The organism is Clostridium manihotivorum (genome assembly GCF_004015185.1).
Classification (GTDB): Bacteria; Bacillota; Clostridia; order Clostridiales; family Clostridiaceae; genus Clostridium_AR; species Clostridium_AR manihotivorum.
In genome coordinates this window covers 1,324,070-1,345,862 of sequence record NZ_CP025746.1, presented here as the reverse complement: position 1 = coordinate 1,345,862, position 21,793 = coordinate 1,324,070, and the positions used below count along the sequence as shown (strand labels likewise).

Here is a 21,793-nt window from a genome sequence, read left to right as displayed (position 1 = left end):
AAAGCTATAAAGCCCTCCTGCTCTATATAAAAACTACTTTAGGAAACCAGTTAATAATGCAAATGACTTAGGGATAGATAACTTACCGTCAAGTCTCTCCCACATCTTAACAAGTGCTTCATGGTTCTTGAAAGCTTGATCTGATTGTGTATTAATTTCGCTTCCCATTTCACCTTTATCAAATAGATAATAGTATTCCAAATTACCAAATAGCAGCTCAGAACAAGTTGTTTTTGCATTTACTGTTAGATTTTCAGGGAATATAGAAGTGAACTCATATACAGGGAAACCATTAAAAGTTGCTGGTCTACCTTTAGTTATATCTCCATCTACCCACAAATATCTACCTTGTGTATCCTTCATCAACTTAGCTTGCCTTACTGCACCTGTGTTCATATAATATGCTGCTCCATCTCTGTAAGTAACATCTACATAGTATGGAAGGCCTACTAAATCATCACATGACAATACATTGCTTCCGCCAGCATTTATACTTGGTACGGTTAGTATTCCTGGAGTATTAACTATTCCTGTAGGTTGATTAGTACCTGAACCAGTCATGATAGCTAAGTTCTCGGCCTTAACAAATGCCTTAGAATACTGCTTTACTAAATATCCATAAAGATTTACTGGTGTATCTGAAAGTAAATCTCTAGCTATTGCTGTATAACCGTCTAATCTACTTACAGAATAAGCTAAACTTGAGAATGTTGGATTAGTAGGAGTTAATGGATTTGTATCAGAAGACTCCCAAGTAAGATTGATACCAGTAGCTCCTACAGGCCAAGTACCATTACGGAAAGTTACTGGTACAACTGTACACATATTTCTTAGAGCTCTAGGATCCGCAACTATTCTATCAATGATATCTGCCTGGAATTCAGTAGGTAGTAATTCTTGACCACTTCCTGCAGTACCTCCAGTTAAGTCTTTTTCAACTCCACCACAATACTTCATTATTTCAGCTCTGTTATTGTCCATCTTAGCTTGGAAGTATCTTAAGGTCTTTTCTTCCTTAGTCATTTCATCAGGTTTCTTTTCACTGAACTTGATTTTTCTTATTGCATTAGCAAGTCCTTTTTCTTGTAACACAGCTTCAGTTGTACTAGCTATAATTGCTTGTAATTGCTTTTCTGTTAACTTCATAATTATTTTGCCTCCTTAAGTAATTTCTCTATATTTTCTGAGACCATCTTTCGGATGTCTTCTTCGGAGTATTCCTTTGCCTCGTCATCATCTTCTTCTCCATCTTTATTAGGCTTAGAATTATCACACATATCTTTAATTGACTTAACATGTTCGCTAATTCCATCACATGCTTTGCATAAGCAATCTAAAGTTGCTTTGCTTAATGAAGCACCAGCTTTTTCTTTAACTTGGTCTTCTAATTCTTTTACCTTGTCATTAAGAGTTTCTATCTCCTTAACCTTTGCTGACATTTCATTAGAATGCTTGGTTTCTAGTGCTTTTACTTTTTCATCAACAGCTTTATCAATAAGCTTTTGAACTTCTTCAACCTTCATATCGTCTGTATCCCCCTCATTGTTTTTATTGATTAAATCAAAAAGAGCCTTGGAGATTTTTTTATCTTCATAGGCTCTTTGAATAGCATTAGGATTACACGGAACAGTTACCAAGGATAACTCTAAGAGCTCCCACTTTAAAAAGTCGTAACCACCTTCACTATTGGGTTTGTACTCCAATCCTATAAAGCCGATTGAACTTGCATTCATGAACTTATTAGCATATAAATAAAACCACTCTCGACCTAACTCCGTATCGGCAAACTGTATTTTAAAAATAAGCTTACTTCCTACTACATTAACTGAAAGTGATTTTCCTATAGCTTGTGAATGGTAATCATGATTAGGCAAAATAATAGGATTTCTCAAGTAGTTATCAAGTACCACACCATTCATAAACATGCGGTCTCCAACTCTATCAAAATCCTCTGTACTTCCTATCATTTCTATTATTCTATTTTGTTCATCTAAGACTTTTGTTTCAAAGACAAACTGTTTAAGTTGTTTACCTATTACTCTCACCTTCTTTCACATAAAAAAAAGACTTATTACTAAGTCTTTTCATTCATCAAATATCATCATCAATCTCAAGTTCATTTTGTATGACATAATTAGGTATAAGATCGATTTGCAATCCCATACTTTCCAACCTAATATCAGCAAACAAATTATTTATTTGCGTAGAGCCTAAATTTCTAGCTTCATTTTCATATTTATTTAAGAACTTTTCACATCTAGAAAGAATAAGTTCTGCATTTTTCTTATAAATATCAATAGGTAAATATTTTTTAGAATCATCTACATTTTTAATAGATTGCAAAAGACTTCTTGCTTCATCTTCAATTTCAACATAACTATAAGAGTGTTTATTCATATTTAAACTCCTCCTATTTCTTGAAAACTCATTTTTCAGCCCTGAAATTTCACTAAATATTACCTTTAACATCTCATCAGAATCAACTTTGCCTGTAGTATTATATACTGCAGGCGAAATATTTATCAATCTTATTAAGGAGTTTATACCAACACCCTTTGAATGGCTTTCATATGTTGCCTTTAGCATTGAACTTATTTCACGTTGGTCGTTCAAAACTTCTGAGTATATACATTCTTTTTTATATTCATAAGTATTAATTGTATTTATATCAAAAATTCTTCCGTTGCCAACTTCTTGAACCAATAAAACTGGTTTATCAAAGGCTTGCCTTATACCCAATTCAAATAATACATTAGGGTTTTTACTGCTCAAATCGCAGATTGCCATAGGAGCTTCTATTATTCTCTTTACGATATCTATTTGAATCATGTTACCTGACTTTGAATCATCTGCTCTATATGGCTTAAACCCTGCATCTATGATAGCTTTCTTAAAAATATCATCATAGACCATTTTAAAATGCCCTGTTTTATAACCATCTGGATCACTTATAGGCATAATAACAAAACATTCTTCTTCTTCAATTATTTCTTTCTCTAATACTTCCTTAATCTTTTCATTTTTTGATGTCAAATTCATCGCCTCCTTTTTTATAGATTAAATTCTACAAAAAAGGACAAATTCCTCTTATTACCACTAAATATTTATTACTGGGCTCATACAACAAGCACAATTAACAACCTCTGAAGCTGGTAAGCTATCGTCACCAGGGCATTCACAATCATATCCACCTACATTAAAAGGTTCATCTACAGATATTGGACTATCCATGCTGTACTCATTCCCTGCATCAATATGAGATTGCCGTGTATTATGATAAGATGGTAGCCATGCCTTGCCGTCTATTAAGTCACTATTCTGTTTATAACCTTCGATCGTAGCTTGATTTAAACTTGTCATAGTTTCAGTTTGCGCTACTGTTTTGGCTCTTGCTGGACTAAACTCATAGAAATCTTCTGCAGCAATCTTCTTAGCTATCTCTCTAATAGTGAAATCATCTTCGCTATTATACAGGTCTTCTATAATATCCTTAACTCTGTCCTTCGTATCATCATTAACCTTCGTTATATTAGATACTTTATTCTTAATCCTTTGTTGTACCTTAGGATCTTTTATATTAAAGCTTACTCCAGTGTCTTTGTGAATGTAATTACCTATATCCTTAAACTCATTTACAACTGACTCACCACCAGCTTTGAAGCATTTTACATATAAAGCTATTGTCTTATCCTGCAGTTCCTTATTCCATTTCTTAAGGTCCACAGGGTCTTTACTTCCATCAAGTATTTTACTTACTACATCTTTTTGCATATCATTGAAATAGCTTTTAATAATTTTATTAAATTCATTCTGCAAAGGCTCAGCAAGTTTTAAAAAATCTTCTTGCCTAGTCTTATTGTTTTTTTCAATTAGCCTTGCAATTTTCTTCCTAACTCCCTTTGAAAGCATGTTTTTTTTTACGCTTTTAGTAGGTTCGTTAGGTGGCTCTTCTTCAACTGGTTTATCATCTTCTTTAGGAGCACTCTGTTGAGTCGGTAGAGCTGTTCCCATTGGTTGTTGAGTGACTGGCTGATATATTACATCTCCACCAATTAAAGGCTTTAAATTGAGTCCTAGGAGCTTATTTAATACTTCCCTTGCTTCATTCTTTGTAATAGACTTATCAACTTGGCTATCAAGAACCGACTTAGTAAACTCCTTGTTTTCAGGAACTGGATCAACAAACTTCAACTCACTCTGTTCTTTAAACATTGGTACATACTCATTGTTAAGAATATCTTGAATGAGCTGTAAAACAGGCTTAATAGTATGCTTAGCAAAAGTGTATTCTGCAGTTTCTGCATTAGCTCTATTAACATCATCTGTAATACCTAATATGCTTTTAGGTACACCGAATGTTCCCAAGATACCATCTCTACTCTTATCCTTTAAGTTACTTACGTCTAGATCTTTTATGTTCATGGTGATTGGGGTAAATGTTACTTCACCACCACGAGCAAAAGCTATTTTGTTGGAGTTCTCAACTCCTTTATATTTATCATTCCATTGTGCTTTAGCCCTTTCGTAGTCTTCGTCACTTATATCTGGAAAGTTGACAATACCTGCGGGCTTAGCATCATTATAGAAAAAGTTTCTCACATATTGGCTTGTATACTTATCAGCTTCTAGGTCATTAGCTGCAGCTTGTGAAGGTCCTACACCGCTATAAGGGTTTATTAAGTCTGGAAGTTGGAAAGCTATAACCTCATCTACAGACAAAGGTATTTGCTGAGCTCCAGCTTTATACATATACCCTTTAATGTAATTATCCTTATCTGGTACTACCCACATATCCATTGGACTTATACACCATATTTCTTTAGGCCTTCCAATACCATCTTTAGCAATGTACCAGTAGCACTTACCTGTTAGCTCTAAAAAAGCTACAGTCTTCCACATAAGCTGAAACTGAGACATAAATGGATTAGGTCTCTTAAGCACGTTTAAGGCTAATGAACTTTGCTGTACTGTTTCACCTTTATAGGCCTTCCACTCATTACTAGCTACATTTTGAGATATTCTATTGACACATGCAAATAACCAACCTATCTGACCGTATGCCCTTAAGAAATCAGATGTATTCATACTAGGAGGTATCGTTATAACTTGATTAAAATATCCTTCATATAACTTTGACCTTGCTGTATTTATAGCCTTAGTAACATTCTTCTTAGTAAAATTAAATAGTCCTATCGGTCTCACCTCCTAAGCGAAATCTAGTCTAAACCTCGGCTTCTTAACATCTTCAACTGAATACCTAAGTGCATCAAGCAAATGGTTGTAATTATCGACTGGTTTATTGATATACTCACCAGTAACTTTATCTTTAATCCATGTATAGTTTTTAAGTTCTTCAATCGTGTTAGTGCACGAAGGATGAACTATTATTTCAAATTGCTGGATGAATTGAATACCATTAAGAATACTGTCTTTACCTTTTCTTGCTGGTCTAATTCTATGTACACCAGCTTGTTTAATTTCTTCAATAGACTTTTGCTCTGCGCTATCTGCAGTTATTACTTCTTTGTGATAGCCTTTTCTAATTATCTTCTTTGCTATCTCATCATTTAGAAGACCTTTTTCGTAGAACTCATCAAAGATGTAAATCTTCTTTTTCTCTAGTCCTACTAAGTTAGCTATGAAAGCTGAAGGGTCATTTATATATCCGAAGTCTAAGCCAAACAAAGCTCTTAAACTTCTATCAGTCTTTATTAAGTCCCTATAGTCAAATTCTCTAACCTTCCAGTTAGTGTATATTAACTTATCTAAAGTAGCGAATTCACCAAGCGCATAAATCCTAAAGTAAATTGGATTAGTCTTTTCCATCTCAAGAAGTGCATCAATGTACTCTTGAGGTAAGAACTTATTATCTTTATAAGTAGTGTGTAAAACTACAGTAGACTCTTTATTATATCCACTTGCACTAAACCATTGTTTATATACCCAATTTGCTTTTGACACTGGATTGAACATGACGTGTATTTGGTTATAAGGGTTTTTAGATCTTAAACGTAAGTTAAGTTGGGAGTAATCATCCAAACCTAACTCTGTAGCTTCTTCGATTAATATATCATCAATGCCTGCTATAGACTTAATCTTTTCAGGATCATCAAGTCCTTTAAAAATAAAAATAGAGCCATTTGGAAGCTCTATAGTTAATAAACTATCCTTGATATCGCATCTGTCGTATAACTGCCAATCTGCCAATACAGATTTAAATAGAGAAAAGATAGAATCTCTTAATGTAGCCTGTACTTTTCTTATAACCAAACACTTACGATTTGGATATTTAAGATACTTGTAAATCATCTTTTGAACAGCAAAATGAGATTTACCAGAACCAGCACCACCATAAAGTACATTAAATCTTGTGCTATAGTTTTCTAATTGTGGTAGGTAAACTTCATTAAACAGCTTCTTCGATATACTAATATTTAATGATGGCACATATAGCACCTCCTTCGTTATGCATACCGTTTTTAAATTATTTCGCTAAATAAATCTTTAACGAAATAATAAAAATAGCTTCAAACATAGTATTAAAGCCATTCTAGCAATTTGAACACCATATTTAATTACTAACATGAATTTTATGCGGTATAAATATACACAAATAGTGTTTTTATGCATTAAATATCGTATATTTATTCATCTTTCAAAGTTATATTAATATTATTATCTGTGTTAACTATTTCTTGTTTATCTACCCAACCATAATTATTCTTAAGAGTAAAAATTGCACCAGTAACTGAGTTCTTATAAAACAGCCTATCTTCGTACTCTGCTTCTATTCTCAACTTGGCTTCTTTTATCGCGCTTACATACTTCATCTTTGTTTCATAATTGAGTCTATTCAACCATCCATTTTCCTCAGCATTTTCATAGTTTAGCAATGTTGATCTATCACACCTTAACCACCATGCTAAACCAGTAACTGATACATGTTTTTTATTATTTTCAGCCCACTTAAAGTATTCATCTATCTTATTTTGCAGTTCTTTAGGACTTTTCCACTTTAAAGGCTTACCTCCACCTTTTCCTTGATTACCACTCATAAATATCACCACCTAGTTATTCACCTTTTTTAAAGCAACTAAAAAAAGGACAATATATTTTGCCCTCATGTAGCTTTGTACCATATTCACATTTACTGCATTTCTTAAATTGCTTCTTAGGCACTATATATTTCACGATACTCACCTTCTTACAAAAAAAAAGAAAAAGCACCTAGTTATTCACTAAGTGCTTTGCTGATTTACATTTTTGCTCAATATCATAGTACTTTATTCTATAGTGCACGTCAAGGACATAGAAAAGGACATTTTTAAGACTCCATTTTAATATAACTTTGGCTTTATCACTTACTTTTAAGTCATTTTTAGAAGGACATTTTTGTCGTGTTTTTATATAAATACTGTTTATTATTTTATAGTTTTATTCCGTCAATTCCGAAGAATAAAATACTAAGATCTTCAATTGCAGCTCTCACATCTCTGCCAATCGTTCTGACATTATAGTTAAAATGTTCTGCAACTTGTTCATAACTTGGCATAATATCATCTTCTACTTCATCAATGTATAAGTATCTAATTATTTGATATCTTCTCTCTTTTGCCTTTCCATCACTTTTGCATATAGCCTCATAATAATTCAAAGCTTTATTTATGTGCACTATAATTAATAGAGTTCTAATTTTAGTTTTACTAAGTGCCTGCACATATTGTTCTTCATCATCTACTGCATCTAAATCATCTAGTTCATCTATTGCATTTTTTTCATAAATTCTAATTGTTGTATTTTCAGATATTTTATTATGTGCTATTAAACTTCTATAATGTTTTAAAAGAAGTCTAGTATTTCTTAATCTTCTGTCATAACGCTTTTTTGTCTTATGGTATTCCTGGTCTTTTATATATCTAATGCCTTCTCTAATGCCAAGCTTAACGGCATCTTCATAATTCATTATTTTCTCTTCCATCAAGAAACCTCCTTATTTTTTATTAGCTAATAGTAAAGATGAAATTATAACACCTAAACTGCCACCTATTACTAGCCCTAATAAAAATCCAACCATAAAACTTACCCCCTAATATTATTTAATCTTGCTTTTACAGCTTCAAGTAGGGTATTCTGATTGACTTCTTTACTTGCTAATGCTTTAATAACATCTTCATCAACAGTACCTTTAGAAACTAGATGATGTATTATTACACTTTCCTTTTGACCCTGTCTGTGAAGTCTTGCATTAGCTTGCTGATATAATTCTAGGCTCCATGTAAGTCCAAACCAAACAATAATATTACCACCATACTGAAGATTTAAACCATGTCCTGCTGAAGCTGGATGAACTAATAGTATTGGTATCTCACCATTATTCCACTTCTTAATATCATCTGAACCGCCAAGCTCTACTGCTTTTAATTTATTCACCTTAAGGTATTTTATTATCCTAAGTAAATCATGTTTAAAACTATAAAATATTAAAACTGGCTTTCCATTTGCTGCTTCTATAATTTCTAACAAGGCTTTTAGTTTTTCTTCATGTATTTCTATAATATTCTTATCTTCACTATAGATTGCTCCATTGGACATCTGTAATAACTTGTTTGTAAGTACTGCTGCATTAGCTGCAGTAATATCATCTTCTCCAAGTTCTAAAACTAAATCTTTTTCTAACTGCTTGTATCTATTAACAACATTTTCAGGAAGATTTATATTGATTTCATTATCAATTCTTTCAGGTAGATCTAGATAATCTTTAGCCATCATGCTTATACAGATATCACCTATTTTTTGATGAATAGCTTCCTCGGCTCCTTCTCTAAGCTCCCAGTTATAAACTACATACTGATTTCTTCTTCCTGCTCTGAAGTATTGCTCTCGATAGCTTGTTATTGTTTTACCTAATCTTTTTCCACCATCAAGTAAGTAAACTTGCGGCCATAAATCTATTAAACTATTAGGTGCTGGTGTACCAGTAAGTCCAACTATTCTCTTAAAATAAGGTCTTACTTTTTTAAGTGATCTAAACCTTACTGCCTTAGAAGACTTAAAACTTGATAATTCATCAATAACGCACATATCGAAGGGCCAATTATTGAAGTATTGTTTTACTAACCAATCAACATTTTCTCTATTGGTAACATAAATATCTGCTGGCATACTAACAGCTATAGACCTTTGCTTTTGATTTCCTAAAATCTTTGATATTCTCAAGTGTTTAAGATGGTCCCACTTTTGAACTTCAGTACTCCACGTATCTTCAGCTACTCTAAGTGGTGCTATAACTAAAACCTTGCTAACTTCACCTAAGAATATTAATTCATCTACTGCAGTTAAAGTACTAACTGTTTTCCCCATTCCCATGTCTAGGAATAATCCTGCTGCTGTATTATCTATAATGTGATTTATGGCATATCTTTGATATTCATAAGGATTAAATCTCATCTCTTAACTCACCTACAAACTCTTTAACTTTTTCTATTGAGTCTATTACTTTAACCTCAAACCCTAAATCTCTTAATTCTCTAGCTCTATATTCTTGAATTTTTCTAGGTTTTTCACCTGGTGCTTTAAGTTCTACAAAGACAATTCTTCCATGTGGTAAAAGAACAATCCTATCAGGCACTCCAGACACCCCTGGACTAACAAACTTTAATGCTTTACCACCAATCAACTCAATTTCTTTTTTTAGTCTTTTTTCAATAGTACTTTCATTCATTATTTAGTACCACTGTTTAATTTATACTCACATTCTGAACAAAGGAAAAAATCACTTTTTTTATCATAAAATACTCCTGTTTTGGTTTTACATCCTTCGCACTCTTTTCCTATTGCTTGTTCTCCATCTTTATATATTTTAATCTTCATATTGATCCTCCAAAATAATTGTTGTATACATGTTAAACTTAGTAAAATCAATGCTTTATAGCATTTTGTATACAGTGTATACACGTTTTTCTTATTGAGTGTAATAATATGTAGATAATTATAGGTTTGTTTCACGTAATAACCCTATAATTATCTATAAAATATACTACTCCTATATAGAAACCTGTATACATTGTATACATAATAGCCTTAAGCCTTGATATTACTTACTTTAAGATGTATACAGAATTTCAAAATACTGTATACATCTGTTTACATTTTTTAGGTTCTATAATATCCCCTTTGAAGCCCATATCCACTAATTCTTAATGGTGATTTCTGCTTCTCCCAGTTTTTTAACCCTTGCAATATTTTATTTATTCTAGTTGAATCTCTTATATCTATTTTCCCAGATACACCATAGAGCTCATTTAATATTTCTTTTACACATATCCTATCCCTTAAAAAGCCATCTTCTTTTTTAACCTTAGGAGATAAAGAGTCATTAAAATACTGCTGACGTTCATATAATTCTTTTTCATACCAATCCTTTGGCAAAGGAGTATCTAAGAATTCTATAATAGTACTTTCTTCATCATCTACAATTCTATGATTATCTTGCTCTATAGAAGCTAAAGTTTCTTCTTCTTTGCCTAACATTAAAGCTTTGTTCTTCAACTTTTTATATATTTCAACTGCTTCAGCATATATCTGATCCACATCATTTTTTAAATCATCCACTACACTTTTAGTTGCTTTATCCATATCAGCATCTACGGGTAAATATCTCCTATCCCCTGTTGGATCCTTTAAAAAGGTTGGTTCATTAGTGGAAGCAACCAAAACATATTGTCTTGGTATATCTGTAGGATTGTGAGCATACGCCATTCTAATGGTTTTACTTTTATTAGTTATAAAAGCTTTCATTTCTTCTATTTCACTTTTCTTAGTTGGCGCCATTTCTGCCATTTCAACAATCCATTTCCCCATAGTTTCCTCTATTGCTTCTTTGTACTTTATAGTCGCTAATTCAGTGTACCAATCATCTTTTTTTGCCATTAGTCTATAAAAAGTACCTTTTCTAATTCCTTGTTTCCCTACGATTGTGGTAACATAATCAAGTTGGCAACCAGGATTAAATATTCTTTCTACAGCACCACAAATAAATATTCTTGATGCGGCTCTTGTATATACGTTATCTTCTACACCAAAATAATCAATCAAAACAGTTTCAACTCTTTCTCTCTTATCCCAAATTAAGCTGTTCAAATAATCTCTAACCGGATGAAACTTATTTTGATTAAATATCAGTATCAATGCATCATTGATAACCTGAGTAGCTCTTGTAATGTCATAAACCTTTTCCAAATAGTGCCTAATTCCAGCTTCATCGTTATCATTCCAAAATCGTATTTTATTTTCATTATTCCAAGGAAGTTTCCCTTTAATTGTATTTCTATAGCTAAACTCATTGTAAGCTAGTTTATCCTTGATGTTAGGGTCATTTTCTAATATAATTTTTACGTTATCAATGGTTGCTTTAATTTGTCCTTGTTTAGAATAAGATAGTAATGCTAGCCACTTTTCATCTGCTTCTTTGACTTCCTGTTCTCCATCTTCTATACTTTCAAATTCATCTTTAGCAGCTTCTATTCTGTCTTTACCCAATTGGATTCTAACTTTACTGTCATTTGTTGCAAGTTCAACCATTTCCTTAAAAGATGGAAGGTTATCCGGCTTTGTATCAATTCTTACTTCATCATCCAAATGTCCAAACTTGTGTATTCTTATTAAGTCAAAGGCATTACATAAGGTATTACTAGCGGGATCTGTTCCATGATGGCTATAGCTAAACTTATCTTCATAAACAACTATTCCACCTGTTGTACTTCCTTCGCTGAATGTATATCTAGTATCATCCGCACCAGGGATATAAATATCAGGTATAAACTCAGCTATTGCTTCACTTATTGTGTAAGTCCTACAAAAAGCACCTATCACACCTTTTTTGGTAAGTGGGTCTTCTTGCTTTTTAATAGCTAAGTTTAACTTTGCCCTAGCTCTGGAACTTTCAGGCCAATAACTTACATCCTGCCATCCAAAAGTATATCTAGCTAGTACATCATCAGGATTAAGCCATTCTAGGTCTTGATACTTAAAGATATACTCACCATCACATGAAGTGCTAGGCCAGTACATAAGCCTTACAGGTTCATAGGTAGTATCGTCGAACTGGTCTATGCCTAAATCATCAGCCACCATTCTAGCTATCGCCTGGTATTCATCTGGAAGTACTGGTCTAGCTAGTGGAATAACTAATCTTAATCTTTGATTATCAGGTGCATGTGTATGAGTTGAATAAGTAATACATGAGAAGTCAAAGAGTAATTCTATACTGGACCATACATCACCATTTACATAATCAAGATCTAGAGTTAAAAGAGTTCTGTTAGCTACATTCTCAGCTTTACGTCTACCATTCTTAAGACTTCCACCTACAAATCCACCAACATCTTTTATTCTGTCACGTTCAGTCTTAGGCATTTTCTTGTACTCGCTGTAAGTCTCAGGTGTTCTAGTTGTAGACCTAAGCTTTTCTACTAAATCTGAGTACAGCATGTTTTTGTTTTTCCAGTGAGTTTCTTTTTTACTTTTTCCGGTGGCTATAGTAATGGAACCATCATATTTTATTTTCAAATTTGGCTTATTTTCTTTTAATTCCAAATTACCACCTCCTTTTGAGTTAATTTTTATACATTTATCTTATATTCATTAACTCAGTATCTCTTCTCATAATACTGTCTTTAAAATTAAAACCATTAGGATATCTAAGTAGAAGTTTTTCTATATTAGCTATAGCTATTTCTTCTAGAGTCATGCCTTGTATATAAGCTAAGTAGCCAATATACCATAGAACATCTCCAAGCTCTTCCTTTAACTTTTCCTTATCGAGTTTATGACCATGAAATAAAACTTTTTTAATATAATCTTGAACTTCACCAGCTTCTCCACCTAAACCTAAAGCTCCATTCATTAATGCTTCCTTAGGTTTAAGTTCTGGATCAGTTCTTAAAGCATTTTGTTGATATTCATTTAAACTAAGCAATTTATAACCTCCGCTACGTATATATATTTTCTATTTATTTTTTATTGATTGATTTTCATATATTTAAAAACCTTCTAATACATGCTAAAATCATTTAAAAGGTAGGTGATTTTCATGCAAGTAAATACAACTATTGTTGTTGCTCTAATAACTGCTATTGCTGCAATAATTGCGCCATTAATAAATTCTTTTATGAACAATAGAACTCAATTAAAGTTAAAGCGACTTGACTTATTTTATAAAGAAAAATCTGATATTTATCAAAATTTCTGTAAAGCAATAATAGACTTAGATAACTGGATTTATACTGAAGACGATGACGCTAGATTAAATCCTCCAAGCAAGGAATTTTTAAAAATTCATCAATTAACTTATTTAATGGCTAATACTGAAATTAGATCTTTGTTAGATGAATTGAATTCCTATTATTATCTCGGAGAGATAAAGGAAAAAGAAATAAAGACTATTCTAATGGATGTTATTCAAGCAATGAATGAAGATCTTGAAAAATTTCGTAGGTAACAAATTTTAATGTTGCACTTAACTCTTTATAATTGTGCCACAAAAATAACACCGTACAATTCACTTTGAATAATACGGTGCTCTCATAAGATATTCTATTTTTTATTTATTTCGTTATACATAGAACTCTAATGAATTCTATAATAATTCTGAAGTCATGATTATTATCTCTTCAGAAATAAATCTTAATAAAGGAATTTCTTTTATTAAATATTTATCATGCTTAAATGGTACATATTTTAGCATATCTGTTTCTTTACTATGAACAAGAGAATTTCTTGTTTTATATATTCTCCCTGAAATTTTTTTAATTGCATCTTTTGATTGAGCTGTATCTAAATCTATTTTATAACCTCCAGAAAACTGCACTTCTGTATTTTTATAGTATTCGATCAATGTCTCGTCATATTCAGCAATTTTTTTCTTTAATTTTTCTATATCTATATACTTTAACAGAACCAATTCAAGTGCTTCTTTTTCATTAACAGAAAACTCTTCTTTACGACTTTGTAATTTTTTGTTAATTATCTTTATAACTTTTTTAATATCAGTCTCTCTCTTAATTGAAAAACTAGGACTTGATATTTCATATTGAACTAACCTAATTAATTCATCATTGTATATTTTTTCAAAAAAATGCTCCATTATGTGGTAATATGATATATATTGCAAAAAAGGACTTTCTGAAGATACTGCCATCTGATAATGATAGATTAAGTCTGGTATATACTTTCTTTTTGGAGGATCTGGGTTCTCGTGGTCTCTCCTAATTCTCATTATCCTCTCTGAACTAATAAATTCATCAAGAAGCTTTATCTCTATAACTGAGAATTCTAAATTATATGCCAAGCTAAACAAATATGCATTATTTAATTTTTCAAATTCGGCATAGCCTCTAGTCTCTTCTGATCTAATTTTTAATGTATCAATTTCACGAAAGAATAGCTTTAAGAATTCGAAGAAATCTTTCTTAGCGTTTTCTTTAGCCCTATCAAACATGACATGACTTAAAAATAGAAAATTTCTTCTAAATTCTTTAAGCATATTAGCTTCACTTAACTTTTCTAATAGAAAAAGTAGATATTCATCTGAAGCCTTACTTAGTTCATAATGAATTTTATTTTGGTAGTCATCCATGCTCAAATACTTTTCTACTATTCTCATGCTCATCCCAGGACGTCGATTCACTCTACGTACTAAAACCTCATAATAATTGCCTGAGTATATTCCAATGCTATCCTTTCCTTTCATCTTGCTCAAATTTTCTGATATCTGATTTATTCTTTCAGCCTCGACTTCAAATTCAATACCTTTGTAAGTTATTTTTATTTTCTCAATATCTTCTTCAATTTCACATCTAAATAATAATAATTGGATTATATCTTTAAATTTAGCTAAATCCACGTTTCTTCCCCCTATTTCCCTTTACACTCATTTCCGCCTTGTTGTCAAATCTACTATCCCCCCACTAATGTTAAAATTATATCATAGTCTTCCAATTCAATTCAAATTCTCATAAAAACACATCAAATATTTTATATTTAGGCACCGTATTATTGAATTTTCAAAGAACATTTTTTTATTTAAGCTATAATATTTTCAAAAACAGACTCGTTATCTACCACAAAAAGTAACCACGCTCTTTAATTTTCTTCCAATCTTCTTCACTCTCAACAGTTTCATGCTTCTGAATATTTCCATAACAATTTACAACTACTTTGATAGTGAGAAACTTCTTATTAAACTTTTTAGTCCATTCTTCTTTGCATGGTTTTATACTCTTAACTTCTTTGATATAACATTCTAATAAGTTCATTTAGTTTGCTCCTTTATTTCTCCACATAATTAGCAACATTCTTTATTAACATGTGGATACTTCCGTCTCCATTATCCTGAATTTCAAACTGATTAATATCTTTGTAAGCATCTTCGGTAATGCTTAACTCTATATCACTGCTTATCTTAAGTTTTAGCTTACTAAGCTTCTTATCTAAATACTCTTTGTCAACAGGTATTTTATCTAACTCCCACTGTTGCATATAGCCTATAAATTTCTTTCTAACTTCTACATCATAAGGATTTATTAGTTCAGCAAATTCATAAGCATCTATAATATCCTTCTCAGTGAGTTCTTTTCTTGTTAATGTTCTAATCTTCTCAGATCTAGCTGCATCCTCATTTATATTACTTCTTGTCCAAACTTCTACTGCAGTAATAAAATCTCTTGTCTTATCTCTATCACTCTCAATAAGCTGACATCCAAGGAACTTATCCACAAAGTAGTTTGACATATATTCATCATTATCTTTTACATAGCTCTTATCAAATACTAGTAGCTCATAATCACCTTTTCTAATAGGTTTTATAAATGCTGCCTTAGGTACCTTCTTAGTAGCTGATAAACCGTCTTTAACACTTGTAATATCAACACCTATTCCATTTTCATAAACATCAATTTTATGAATAAACTGCTTCATAAAGTCAAATCTCAGTATTGCCAACATTGGACCAACTTCACTTACTAATGACACAATAAGTAAATCACAGGAAGGTATATTTGGATTGTCTCGCATGAAACCGAGTAAACTTTTAGCTATTGTCTGCGAAGCTTTTATAATATCCACTCTTCCATTTAGGTACTCTTGACTTATAGTTTTTACATCTGTAGCTTTTTGCTTAAACTTTCCATACTTCAGATATTCATCCTTAAGTACTTTTTCAAGGTGACTTAAAATAAATTTATATCTTTCCTCATTAAGATCTAGCTTGTAATTATTTAAAACTGGTTCCTTTTGGTCATTATTAAGCACCTGAACCACCGCTTCTATTATTGAAATATCTCTAATTTTTTCCATATAAGGTATTCTCCTTTTCAAATTAATAATTATTTGTATCATAGTTATTGGTGAAACTAGTAGAAACATGGTAAAATATTGATAAAAAAGGGGGTTTTACTATGGGTGAAACTAAAATTAATGCAAGTCTAGTTAATGTAGACATTCCCGAATTTCTTGATAAAGCTGCTACTCCTCCGGCTCAAGAAGCCGGGAAAGCTTTGGCTAATATTTTTTATGCAATTTTTAGCCCTATAAACTACAGCGTTGAGAAAATGAGAATTAGACACAACTTAAACTTAAAAAAGTATGAAGAAGAACTTAATGAAGAGTTAAATAAAATACCTGAAAATAAACTTGTTGAACCACCCCTTAATGTTGTTGGTCCAGCTATAGAATCATCAAAGTTCTACATAGAAGATGAAAAAACAAGAAAAATGTTTGCCAAACTTATTGCATCCTCTATGAACATTGACCTTGCTTCTAAATCTCATCCATCATTTGTTGAAATTATTAAACAATTAAGTCCATTAGATGCTTCAAACTTTAAAATTATCTTTGAGGGAGAGCGTCTTCCAATTGTTAAATATCTCGGTGTTGATCAATTTGGTAATTCTGCAACAGCTATTACTAATGTTTTTTTATCAAATACTGCATATGGTTTTACTTCGATTATTGCTTCCTCAATTAGCAATCTTGAAAGATTAGGGTTAGTATCAATAACCTATACTGATAGATTGGCCGATGATAACGAATATTTGATGTTTTATACTGATCCTGATTATTTGAATTTAATGGATGAAATAAATAAAGAGAGAATGGAGGACCCTAATTATTTTTACCTTACAACAGACATAAAAAAGGGGATTATATCGTTAACTCCATTTGGTCAAGATTTTGCATCAATCTGCTTATAGATCATCAATCTTTTGAGTGTAAGTATCACCACTACACTCAAAACATTTTAATCTTTCATATAATAGCTGCACTCATATCCATCAGCCTTAAGTGGCAATCCTTTTGCCCACTCAATTGGCTCACCAAATATCTTATTAACTTCTTCTAAATTTCCAAATCCTATAGGTACATCCATTATTAATTCATCATGTACATGCATTACTACTGGATACCCTGCTTCTTCAACTTTAAACATAGCCTCAGCTAAACAGTCTCTTGCCGTAGCTTGAACAATATTTTCTACTAGCTTTGGTCCATAAGTTTCTAATTTAGTCCACTGTTTACTTGTCTGCTCCATTCCTTCATAAGTGATAACATCGCTATCGTATTGCCCTTTTTCGATCTTAGGTCGTATATAGCTTAGTTTTCTTCCACTTGATAATTGAATGAATAGAATACCTGGATTATAGATAAACTTAATTCCATGTTGTATTTCAACAGTTGTTCTTTCCCTAATTGCTTTCTTAGCTGCTTTATCTACATCCCACCAAAATTTTGTTATATTAGGATTAGCACTTCTCCAACTTTTAACTAAGCCCGGAAGTTCTTCTTCAGGAATACTTTTACTTTTATCCATTGACATAATAGCTCCAACACTGCCACCATATCCTAGTGCTAATTCTGCTATCTTACCTTTTTGTCTAAGATCTGAACCTTTTTTAATACTATCTATAGGTACATGAAACATTTGACTTGCTGAAGCTTCGTATATCTTTCCATGAGTTTTGAATACATCTAATCTCCAGTTCTCTCCTGCAAGCCATGCTATTACTCTAGCTTCTATTGCTGAGAAGTCGGCTACCATAAATCTATTCCCTTCACTTGGTATAAAAGCTGTTCTAATAAGTTGGCTTAAGGTATCTGGAATACTATCATATAAGAATTCGACTTCATCAAACTTACCTTCTCTTATTAAATTCCTAGCGTTCTCTAAGTCAGGTAAATGGTTTTGTGGAAGGTTTTGTACTTGTACTAATCTACCAGCCCACCTACCAGTTCTATTAGCTCCATAGAACTGTAGTAAGCCCCTTACCCTTCCATCTGTACGTCTAGCTTTTATCATGGCCTCATACTTCTTTGTGGAAGTTTTAGCCATAAGTTGTCTAAGTTCTAGTATCCTTACAACGTTAATTTCATCTTGTATCTCAGCAACTTCTATAAGAGCTGGTATACTATCTTTAGTAAGACTATTAACCTCAAAGCCTACGCGGTCGCTAATCCATTTTTTAAGCTGTGTAGGACTATTTGGATTATCTAATCCTGTAAGCTCTCTAGCTTCATCCTCAAGCATTTTAGCGTACCCTAAATCACATTTAATAGCATTCTCTATAAGTGCAATGTCAGTGTTAATTCCTCGGTCATTAATTATTTGATCTAGTTCCCACAATCTCTGTTCTTTATCTAAAGTTTCATATCTACTTAACTTATTTCTTATCTCTCTTTCAACCTCAACGTCTTGTTTACAGTAAAGCTTAAATGTTTTCCACTTATCCGGTGCATGTTCTGGAAGGTTTCTAGTTCTTTGACCATTTGTTTTAGTAGGTTTGCAAGGCTTACAAAAATATTGAATTAAGGCTTTACCTTCCTTCATTTTCTGCTTATCTTCAGCAAATTTAAGTACCTTACCAACCATATCTAAGGAACCAGGTAAACCTATAGTTAAAGCTTTTACCATAGTACATTGCCATTCCCGAGGTGGTGTTGTAGTTTTAAAGTATTCTGATATAGCATTTCTTTCAAAGTTAGCATTGAAAGCTGTTTTAATAATATTGGGATTTTGAAGAGCTGCTTCTACTTCATCAGGTATGAATTCACCTTGTGCAAGGTCTATTATTTGAACTGGTTCATCATTGAATGCATAAGCAAATAGTAATATCTCAAAGTCCGGGGACTCACAGTACTTGTAAGCCCCTGAAACTTTAATATCTACACTGCTATATGTTTCAACGTCTATAGCTAATGTATTCATACTTTATTCATCCTCACTAAATGCAACATGTAAAATTTCACATCTATTTTCATTCTGATTTATCCACTCTAGCGCAATATCCTCCGAATCATTTTCAAAAGGTATTGCCCTAGGTCCATCTAATTGATTTTTTCTTCGATAAATAATCCAAATCATACTACTAACCTAAGAAATCTTCTTCATCTGCTTCTAAAGCTTCAAAATCATCTTCAGCTCTAGTAAATCCTCCTAATGGCTCACCATCTTCAAGCTTTTGGACATTACCTAGTCCTGCAGCTATTCCTTTATTACCGCTAGCACTGAATGGATAGAAGTTAAGTGTTAATCTTGCATAGCATCCTGAATAAACTTCAGTAGCATCTAATATAGGTTGTACATTAGCATCAACAATGCCTGGCTTATTTTTGCTTGAAGCATTTAAAAAATAGCAGTTAGCATAAGCTTCATCATCAGGTCTTTCAGCATCTCCATCTCTTAAAGGTGTCTTAAGATTTGGAGGTACCTTACCGCCCCACTTACCCTTACCTTGTTCCTTAGCTTCATTTACAGCTTCTTTAATGGCCTTTAAAGTGTCTGTATCGGTCTTAGAAATTATTACACTAACTGAATACTTAGGTTCATTTCCTTCTATTGCATGTGGCTCAAAAAGGTGTGCATATGATAATCTAACCTTTCCTGTAGTTACCTTAGTTCCTGTTCTCTTTGCTTTTAAAATTGCCATAATAAAATCTCTCCCTTTTATTCAAATTTTTATTTATTAATATTGATTTGCTTTACTCTGTTCCACGGTATTACATTTGTTATATTGTCATCTTTATCTAATGCAACTACCCAAGTTGATGAAATATTAGATTTAATCCTATATTTATCACAAACAATAATTTCTACTTTCCCAAGTACATGTGAAAAAATAATAATTTCAACTTTAGATTCCATAACTTACCTCCTTAGTTAACTCACTTCCTCAAAGTCACCTTTAGCTGAGTTAAATACTTCTCTCTTATCACTTTCAGGTGCTAGGGTAGGTTTGCCTTGTGGTTTAACGATAAGCTTGCCTACAAGCTCTGCAAGCTTTTTCTTACCTACAACCTTCTCCATGTTAGTTAACCCTTGAAGTTCTTGGGGCTTGTAGATCTGTTCTTTTAAGTAATTATTATTTAGGAGTACTTCAGCTACTTTATCAGCATCTGTATATTTTCTATTAGCTCTACCTTCAACAACCTTCCAACCTGGGAACACTGTACCTTCTAAAGCTTGGTCTAAAGCATATTCCTTAACATCTGTAGCCCACTTAACTAGTTCATCAACTTTGCCTAAGATATCGGCTATATCATTTTCGCTAAGAGTATCAGTTGTCCTAAATTCGTATTTAGCTAATTCAAGATTTTTATCAGCTCTTGCTTTACAAACTGATTTAGCTCTACAGAAACCACAGTGTTCTCCAGCTAAATACTCACCTTCACCATCAAAAGCTTGCTTTGCTATAGGCTTTAGATCTTCCTCAGCCCACTTTAATAAATCAGCTGTAGTAATTTCATCTGTTGAAATACTATCTAGTCTAGGTTGTATGATAGTCATTTTTACTTTTTCGATATCATAAAGGAAACTAAACTCAGCTATAGCTCCTAATGCATAAAGCCTCATTTGTTTATTACCTTTTGCACTTACAGGTACGCCCTTACCATATTTAAGGTCGCATATCTCCATAGTTCCATCTGCTATTATCACAAAGTCACCAGTACCAAACCCCTCAGGTACCCACTCGCTAAAATCTAGTTTTTGCTCTATCTTAAATAGTGCATCAGGTGTCTTTGCTTTAGCTTCTGAAACCTTCTCCATACAGGTTTCAACATACATATCTACATAGTCAGGCATATCATTTGTAAATAACTCGTTTGACTCAATCTTTTTAGCAAACTCACTGTTAAATTTTCTCTTAGTAATTTCTCCAAGTTGTAGCTTTAAGCTTAATTCTCCTAGCTCATGTGCTAGAGTTCCCTCAGCTGCATACTCACTTGACTTGTTTTCAAATTTTTCTTCTAACCTTGCTGAAGGAGGACAGTTCATCCACTTATAAGCTCCACTAGCACTTAATATCGCATGTTTAGCCATTAAAGCAATCCCTCCGCTTCTTGATAAACTGCAGCATATTGTTCTTCTTTTAAGTCAGGTACTTTACTTGCTCCATACTTAGCTACTAGTGCTTTAACTTCTTTTTGCTTACCAGCTTTCATAACTTTACCTAATAGATCTCTAATCATTTCCTTAGTAACCTTAACTTCTGTTTCTTCATTTGGAGTGTCTTCAGTTACTGCTTCATCCTTATTTTCTTCTTCCTTATCAGGTGTAAACACTTGAACTGGCTTAGTAATTTCAACATCTTTATTATCCATAATAACCTTGCTTTCTACTGGTTTAGATGTTCCTTTAATAGCTTGTTTTATAGCTTCCTTAGGCTCAGTACCTACCTTCCCAAAAGTACTAGTGAAAGCTAATATTTCCTCAACTGAATTAAACTCTGCTACAATTTTCATA

At 32.4% G+C, this 21,793-nt stretch carries 23 protein-coding genes; 2 read left to right on the top strand and 21 right to left on the bottom strand.

Going from position 1 to position 21,793, the window contains the following annotated elements; genetic code table 11:
* Positions 1 to 33: 33 nt before the first annotated feature.
* From C1I91_RS06040 to C1I91_RS05990, 12 genes are all read right to left on the bottom strand, one after another.
* The gene (locus tag C1I91_RS06040) at positions 34 to 1,146 is read right to left on the bottom strand and encodes a phage major capsid protein (RefSeq protein WP_128212022.1); all 1,113 of its coding nucleotides are present in this window, start codon (positions 1,144 to 1,146) and stop codon (positions 34 to 36) included.
* A 2-nt stretch (positions 1,147 to 1,148) separates the two neighbouring features.
* On the bottom strand, positions 1,149 to 2,045 hold the full coding sequence (locus C1I91_RS06035; RefSeq protein WP_128212021.1) for an HK97 family phage prohead protease: 897 nt from the start codon (positions 2,043 to 2,045) through the stop codon (positions 1,149 to 1,151).
* Between the two features lie 46 nt (positions 2,046 to 2,091).
* Entirely contained in the window at positions 2,092 to 3,033 is a 942-nt protein-coding gene (locus tag C1I91_RS06030) for a hypothetical protein (RefSeq protein ID WP_128212020.1), read from the bottom strand.
* Positions 3,034 to 3,096: 63 nt separating this feature from the next.
* Entirely contained in the window at positions 3,097 to 5,085 is a 1,989-nt protein-coding gene (locus C1I91_RS06025; RefSeq protein WP_128212019.1) for a phage portal protein, read from the bottom strand.
* 120 nt (positions 5,086 to 5,205) lie between these two features.
* Positions 5,206 to 6,447 (bottom strand): PBSX family phage terminase large subunit, encoded by a 1,242-nt coding sequence (locus C1I91_RS06020; RefSeq protein WP_128212018.1) that lies wholly within the window; start codon positions 6,445 to 6,447, stop codon positions 5,206 to 5,208.
* A 197-nt stretch (positions 6,448 to 6,644) separates the two neighbouring features.
* Positions 6,645 to 7,055 carry a terminase small subunit gene (locus tag C1I91_RS06015; protein ID WP_128212017.1) on the bottom strand — a complete coding sequence of 137 codons (411 nt, stop codon included), beginning with the start codon at positions 7,053 to 7,055 and terminating at the stop codon, positions 6,645 to 6,647.
* 371 nt (positions 7,056 to 7,426) lie between these two features.
* Positions 7,427 to 7,978: a hypothetical protein gene (locus C1I91_RS06010; RefSeq protein WP_128212016.1), complete on the bottom strand. Its 552-nt coding sequence runs from the start codon at positions 7,976 to 7,978 to the stop codon at positions 7,427 to 7,429.
* Positions 7,979 to 8,079: 101 nt separating this feature from the next.
* Positions 8,080 to 9,447, bottom strand: a complete 1,368-nt coding sequence (locus tag C1I91_RS06005) for an SNF2-related protein (RefSeq protein WP_128212015.1) — start codon at positions 9,445 to 9,447, stop codon at positions 8,080 to 8,082.
* Positions 9,437 to 9,721, bottom strand: a complete 285-nt coding sequence (locus C1I91_RS06000; protein ID WP_128212013.1) for a VRR-NUC domain-containing protein — start codon at positions 9,719 to 9,721, stop codon at positions 9,437 to 9,439. Before C1I91_RS06000 ends, C1I91_RS06005 begins: the two co-directional genes overlap by 11 nt.
* Positions 9,721 to 9,870 (bottom strand): hypothetical protein, encoded by a 150-nt coding sequence (locus C1I91_RS28060; protein WP_164880464.1) that lies wholly within the window; start codon positions 9,868 to 9,870, stop codon positions 9,721 to 9,723. The genes C1I91_RS06000 and C1I91_RS28060 overlap by 1 nt, the downstream gene beginning before the upstream one ends.
* A gap of 282 nt (positions 9,871 to 10,152) precedes the next feature.
* On the bottom strand, positions 10,153 to 12,594 hold the full coding sequence (locus C1I91_RS05995) for a virulence-associated E family protein (RefSeq protein WP_128212011.1): 2,442 nt from the start codon (positions 12,592 to 12,594) through the stop codon (positions 10,153 to 10,155).
* Between the two features lie 34 nt (positions 12,595 to 12,628).
* Positions 12,629 to 12,976: a nucleoside triphosphate pyrophosphohydrolase family protein gene (locus tag C1I91_RS05990; protein ID WP_238475931.1), complete on the bottom strand. Its 348-nt coding sequence runs from the start codon at positions 12,974 to 12,976 to the stop codon at positions 12,629 to 12,631.
* 114 nt (positions 12,977 to 13,090) lie between these two features.
* Between C1I91_RS05990 and C1I91_RS05985 the strand changes: the two genes are divergently transcribed.
* Positions 13,091 to 13,498 (top strand): hypothetical protein, encoded by a 408-nt coding sequence (locus C1I91_RS05985; RefSeq protein WP_128212009.1) that lies wholly within the window; start codon positions 13,091 to 13,093, stop codon positions 13,496 to 13,498.
* A gap of 138 nt (positions 13,499 to 13,636) precedes the next feature.
* Here the strand turns inward: C1I91_RS05985 and C1I91_RS05980 are convergent, their stop codons facing one another.
* The 3 genes from C1I91_RS05980 to C1I91_RS05970 all read right to left on the bottom strand — a co-directional run bounded on the left by C1I91_RS05980 (position 13,637) and on the right by C1I91_RS05970 (position 16,353).
* Positions 13,637 to 14,902, bottom strand: a complete 1,266-nt coding sequence (locus C1I91_RS05980; RefSeq protein ID WP_128212008.1) for a hypothetical protein — start codon at positions 14,900 to 14,902, stop codon at positions 13,637 to 13,639.
* A 214-nt stretch (positions 14,903 to 15,116) separates the two neighbouring features.
* A complete protein-coding gene (locus tag C1I91_RS05975) occupies positions 15,117 to 15,314 on the bottom strand; it encodes a hypothetical protein (protein WP_128212006.1) in 198 nt (65 codons plus the stop codon).
* Positions 15,315 to 15,327: 13 nt separating this feature from the next.
* Positions 15,328 to 16,353, bottom strand: coding sequence for a nucleoid-associated protein (locus tag C1I91_RS05970; RefSeq protein WP_128212004.1), 1,026 nt, complete (start codon positions 16,351 to 16,353; stop codon positions 15,328 to 15,330).
* Positions 16,354 to 16,454: 101 nt separating this feature from the next.
* On the opposite strand from C1I91_RS05970, the gene C1I91_RS05965 reads away from it, so the two are divergent.
* Positions 16,455 to 17,249: a DUF4393 domain-containing protein gene (locus C1I91_RS05965; RefSeq protein WP_128212002.1), complete on the top strand. Its 795-nt coding sequence runs from the start codon at positions 16,455 to 16,457 to the stop codon at positions 17,247 to 17,249.
* A 47-nt stretch (positions 17,250 to 17,296) separates the two neighbouring features.
* Here the strand turns inward: C1I91_RS05965 and C1I91_RS05960 are convergent, their stop codons facing one another.
* Genes C1I91_RS05960 through C1I91_RS05940 form a run of 6 tightly spaced genes read right to left on the bottom strand, consistent with a single transcriptional unit; the run spans position 17,297 to position 21,792 of the window.
* Complete coding sequence (locus C1I91_RS05960) at positions 17,297 to 19,258, bottom strand: DNA polymerase (protein WP_128212000.1); 1,962 nt, start codon at positions 19,256 to 19,258, stop codon at positions 17,297 to 17,299.
* Between the two features lie 3 nt (positions 19,259 to 19,261).
* Positions 19,262 to 19,414: a hypothetical protein gene (locus tag C1I91_RS28055; RefSeq protein ID WP_164880463.1), complete on the bottom strand. Its 153-nt coding sequence runs from the start codon at positions 19,412 to 19,414 to the stop codon at positions 19,262 to 19,264.
* 4 nt (positions 19,415 to 19,418) lie between these two features.
* Complete coding sequence (locus tag C1I91_RS05955; RefSeq protein ID WP_128211998.1) at positions 19,419 to 19,979, bottom strand: DUF2815 family protein; 561 nt, start codon at positions 19,977 to 19,979, stop codon at positions 19,419 to 19,421.
* Between the two features lie 29 nt (positions 19,980 to 20,008).
* Entirely contained in the window at positions 20,009 to 20,194 is a 186-nt protein-coding gene (locus tag C1I91_RS05950) for a hypothetical protein (protein ID WP_128211996.1), read from the bottom strand.
* A 15-nt stretch (positions 20,195 to 20,209) separates the two neighbouring features.
* On the bottom strand, positions 20,210 to 21,370 hold the full coding sequence (locus C1I91_RS05945) for a DUF2800 domain-containing protein (RefSeq protein ID WP_128211994.1): 1,161 nt from the start codon (positions 21,368 to 21,370) through the stop codon (positions 20,210 to 20,212).
* Positions 21,370 to 21,792, bottom strand: coding sequence for a hypothetical protein (locus C1I91_RS05940; RefSeq protein ID WP_128211992.1), 423 nt, complete (start codon positions 21,790 to 21,792; stop codon positions 21,370 to 21,372). The genes C1I91_RS05945 and C1I91_RS05940 overlap by 1 nt, the downstream gene beginning before the upstream one ends.
* Between the last annotated feature and the right edge of the window lies 1 nt (position 21,793).

What these genes read in the sequence shown, in the direction of transcription:
- C1I91_RS06005 (WP_128212015.1), bottom strand. Translation starts at nt 9,447, where the DNA reads ATGAGATTTAATCCTTATGAATATCAAAGATATGCCATAAATCACATT.
- C1I91_RS05975 (WP_128212006.1), bottom strand. Translation starts at nt 15,314, where the DNA reads ATGAACTTATTAGAATGTTATATCAAAGAAGTTAAGAGTATAAAACCA.
- C1I91_RS06040 (WP_128212022.1), bottom strand. Translation starts at nt 1,146, where the DNA reads ATGAAGTTAACAGAAAAGCAATTACAAGCAATTATAGCTAGTACAACT.
- C1I91_RS05960 (WP_128212000.1), bottom strand. Translation starts at nt 19,258, where the DNA reads ATGAATACATTAGCTATAGACGTTGAAACATATAGCAGTGTAGATATT.
- C1I91_RS06025 (WP_128212019.1), bottom strand. Translation starts at nt 5,085, where the DNA reads ATGAATACATCTGATTTCTTAAGGGCATACGGTCAGATAGGTTGGTTA.
- C1I91_RS05970 (WP_128212004.1), bottom strand. Translation starts at nt 16,353, where the DNA reads ATGGAAAAAATTAGAGATATTTCAATAATAGAAGCGGTGGTTCAGGTG.
- C1I91_RS05950 (WP_128211996.1), bottom strand. Translation starts at nt 20,194, where the DNA reads ATGGAATCTAAAGTTGAAATTATTATTTTTTCACATGTACTTGGGAAA.
- C1I91_RS05940 (WP_128211992.1), bottom strand. Translation starts at nt 21,792, where the DNA reads ATGAAAATTGTAGCAGAGTTTAATTCAGTTGAGGAAATATTAGCTTTC.
- C1I91_RS05945 (WP_128211994.1), bottom strand. Translation starts at nt 21,370, where the DNA reads ATGGCTAAACATGCGATATTAAGTGCTAGTGGAGCTTATAAGTGGATG.
- C1I91_RS06000 (WP_128212013.1), bottom strand. Translation starts at nt 9,721, where the DNA reads ATGAATGAAAGTACTATTGAAAAAAGACTAAAAAAAGAAATTGAGTTG.
- C1I91_RS06010 (WP_128212016.1), bottom strand. Translation starts at nt 7,978, where the DNA reads ATGGAAGAGAAAATAATGAATTATGAAGATGCCGTTAAGCTTGGCATT.
- C1I91_RS28060 (WP_164880464.1), bottom strand. Translation starts at nt 9,870, where the DNA reads ATGAAGATTAAAATATATAAAGATGGAGAACAAGCAATAGGAAAAGAG.
- C1I91_RS28055 (WP_164880463.1), bottom strand. Translation starts at nt 19,414, where the DNA reads ATGATTTGGATTATTTATCGAAGAAAAAATCAATTAGATGGACCTAGG.
- C1I91_RS06015 (WP_128212017.1), bottom strand. Translation starts at nt 7,055, where the DNA reads ATGAGTGGTAATCAAGGAAAAGGTGGAGGTAAGCCTTTAAAGTGGAAA.
- C1I91_RS05955 (WP_128211998.1), bottom strand. Translation starts at nt 19,979, where the DNA reads ATGGCAATTTTAAAAGCAAAGAGAACAGGAACTAAGGTAACTACAGGA.
- C1I91_RS05965 (WP_128212002.1), top strand. Translation starts at nt 16,455, where the DNA reads ATGGGTGAAACTAAAATTAATGCAAGTCTAGTTAATGTAGACATTCCC.
- C1I91_RS05985 (WP_128212009.1), top strand. Translation starts at nt 13,091, where the DNA reads ATGCAAGTAAATACAACTATTGTTGTTGCTCTAATAACTGCTATTGCT.